This window comes from Streptomyces sp. GL_140 (assembly GCF_057834465.1).
The window spans coordinates 3538427-3541121 of the sequence record NZ_CM174404.1 but is presented as its reverse complement, the minus strand read 5'-3'; the positions used below and the strand labels follow the sequence as shown (position 1 = coordinate 3541121).

Here is a 2695-nt window from a genome sequence, read left to right as displayed (position 1 = left end):
GGAGGGTGTGCTCCTCGTGTGTGAGTGAGTGATCGACAGGCGGTGTGGCGGGCGGAGCCCGGTGGTGCTCGGTGCTGCTCGGTACCGGTGCGGACCGACGGTCAGGCGGTGGCCATACGGCGGCGCAGGCTGGCCGGGCGGAGGTCCGTCCAGACCTCCTCGATGTGGGCCAGGCACTCCTCGCGGGTGCCCTCGGTGCCCTCGGCGTGCCAGCCGGCGGGCAGGTCGCGGTCGGCCCACCAGATCGAGTACTGCTCCTCGTCGTTGAGCACGACGCGGTAGGTGGTGGCGGATTCGTGCTGCTCGGACACGCGGTTCTCCTGGTCTCGGGTGTGGGGCGCCGCTACGTGGCGCTATGCGTTGGCCAGTTTTCGATCCGGGCCCATACCGGCCCTATACGACGGCGGAACGTGGGCAGCGGGGCCCGCCGGATGGAGGTCTTCCACCGGGTGGGCCCCGCTGAGGGGGTACTGGCTGTGAGGTTGTCGCGGGCTCCGGCGGGCCGGTGCGGGCGTCAGTCGGACATCGCGACCAGGATCCGGCGCGGCCCGGTGAAGGGGCGTCGGCCGTGGCCGACGAGCAGGTTGTCGATCAGCATGAGGTCGCCCTCCTGCCAGTCGCAGTTCACCGCGTGCTCCAGGCCGCGGTCGCGGACCTGCAGGACGTACTCGTCGGGGATGGGGCTGCCGTCCGCGAAGGTCACGGACTGCGGGAGCTCGTCGGCCGGCATGATCTGGGCCAGTGCCTTGGCCGTCTCGTCGCCCAGGGATGCCGGGTGCCACTGGTCGGACTGGTTGAACCAGACCTCGGTTCCGGTCACGGGGTGGCGGACCGTGGAGTGCTGGAGCTGGCTGATCTTCAGGCTGTCGCCCGGTCCCCAGCTCCAGTCCGCGCCGGCCTCCTTCAGGAAGACGTCGACCTCGCCGCGGTCCTCGGTCTCGAAGGTGTCCTGCCAGCTCTTGCCCAGCCCACGGCCGCCGTGCAGGTTCTGCGTGTAGCGCACGCCGTCCCTGAACGCCTCGCGGACCTCGGGGTCGAGGGACTCCAGCCACAGGGCGGCGTCGACGACCGGAGTGGCTCCGCCGGTCTCGGGTGCGACCGCGCAGTAGAAGGCGAGGCGGGTCGGCCAGGCGTGGGCGTAGGACATCTCGTTGTGCATCGAGATGGTGTACTCCTGCGGGTACTCCGTGGAGGTGTACACGTTCGCGCCGACCTTGGTGCGCGGCGAGTTGCCGTGCACGTAGGCGAGGCGGCGGGGCAGCAGCCGGTCGAGGACCGGGTCGAGCCCGTCGGCCGGGACGTGGAACCCGCGGAAGACCACGGCCTTCTCGCGGACCAGCAGCGCGGCCAGGTCGATGGAGTCGAGGTACTCCGCGAGCGCCTCGGCGGTGGCGGCGACGCCCGCGTCGGCCGGGGTCACTTCAAACGGGGACCAGCCGTTTCGGTCGGTCATGATGGTGGTTCCTGTGCCTCTCGGTTGCGTATGGTCAGGGATGCCGGGCGGCTCCGGGCCGGCGGACGGCTCCGGCTCAGCGGGCGGCGGGTGCGGCCAGGCGCTGCTGGTAGTAGAGGCTCCCGAAGAAGCTGCTCCAGTAGCCGCTGAGGTAGAGGGACCCGTCGGCGGTGGTCTTGAGCGAGCTCACGTAGGCGATCGAGGAGTCGAACCCCGTGACGGTCTCCCACGCGGTACCGGTCCAGCGGAGCAGCTTGGGGGTGAAGGTTCCGCCGGCGTAGACCTTCCCGTCGTACGTGGCGAAGGTGCTGACCCAGCCCTCGGTGGAGGGCAGGTCCCGGTGGGTCCACTTCGTGCCGTCCCAGTGGATGACGTAGGCACCCTTGGTGACGGTCTGCTGCTTGTCGTTCAGGGCCCGGCCGGCCACCCAGACGTCGTTGGGACCGTTGCTGTGGACGGTGTCGAGGAAGGTCTTGGCGTTGACGGTCGCCGGTACGGGCACCTCGGTCCAGGCGGTGCCGTCGTAGTGCAGCGCGAGCCCCTGGGTCTGCGAGCCCGTGTTCTTGTTGCCCACGGCCCAGATGTCACTGTCCGAACGGACGCTCAGGCCGGAGAGCATGCCGTCGAACTGGGTGAACTTGGTGGTCTTCCAGGCCGTGCCGTCCCAGTGGGTCACCGTGGGGTACCAGCCGGTCGTGGTGTCCGACCTGGTCTGGCCGACGCCCCACACGCTGGTGCGGCTGACGGCCTTGGCGTCGAAGACGTCGAGGTTCTGGCCCGGGCTGAGGTTCCCCGACCAGGTGGTGCCGTCGTAGTGGTTGGTCTGGAAGGCACCCGAGGACTTGCGCCCCATGGTCCACAGGTCGCCGGGGCCGGTGCCCGCCTGGACCCCCAGGGCCGCGTCGGCGGGCGGGGTCAGCTGCTTCCAGGTGGTGCCGGTCCTCTGCCAGAGCTTCGTCGAGGAGTTGCAGTCGTCGCAGCCCTGCTGGAAGGTCCTGGCGAAGGCGTTCTGGGCGTCGAACGGCAGGATCGACGCGGTCTTCTGGTCGATCGGCTGGGACAGCGTCTCCCAGGCCGGCGCGGTCGCGGCGTTCGCCGGGGCGACGGCCAGGGCGACGCCGGTCACGGCGATGAGCGCGGTCGTCCGCAGCGCGCGGACGGCATTCTTGATCATGTGTTCTCCGTTGTCGTGGTACGGGACTGAAGGCGCCGGCCCCGCGTCGTGCCCCGGCCGACCCGCCG

At 70.4% G+C, this 2695-nt stretch carries 3 protein-coding genes; all 3 read right to left on the bottom strand.

Annotated elements, in window-relative coordinates:
• Positions 1-101: 101 nt before the first annotated feature.
• The 3 genes from AC3IYJ_RS16355 to AC3IYJ_RS16345 all read right to left on the bottom strand — a co-directional run bounded on the left by AC3IYJ_RS16355 (position 102) and on the right by AC3IYJ_RS16345 (position 2627).
• Entirely contained in the window at positions 102-311 is a 210-nt protein-coding gene (locus tag AC3IYJ_RS16355) for an MbtH family protein (RefSeq protein ID WP_489402015.1), read from the bottom strand.
• A gap of 203 nt (positions 312-514) precedes the next feature.
• Complete coding sequence (locus tag AC3IYJ_RS16350) at positions 515-1453, bottom strand: TauD/TfdA family dioxygenase (protein WP_489402014.1); 939 nt, start codon at positions 1451-1453, stop codon at positions 515-517.
• A 76-nt stretch (positions 1454-1529) separates the two neighbouring features.
• A complete protein-coding gene (locus tag AC3IYJ_RS16345) occupies positions 1530-2627 on the bottom strand; it encodes a hypothetical protein (RefSeq protein ID WP_489402013.1) in 1098 nt (365 codons plus the stop codon).
• Between the last annotated feature and the right edge of the window lie 68 nt (positions 2628-2695).

Excerpts from the sequence above, each read along its gene's own strand:
- AC3IYJ_RS16350 (WP_489402014.1), bottom strand. The coding sequence starts at position 1,453 with ATGACCGACCGAAACGGCTGGTCCCCGTTTGAAGTGACCCCGGCCGAC.
- AC3IYJ_RS16345 (WP_489402013.1), bottom strand. The coding sequence starts at position 2,627 with ATGATCAAGAATGCCGTCCGCGCGCTGCGGACGACCGCGCTCATCGCC.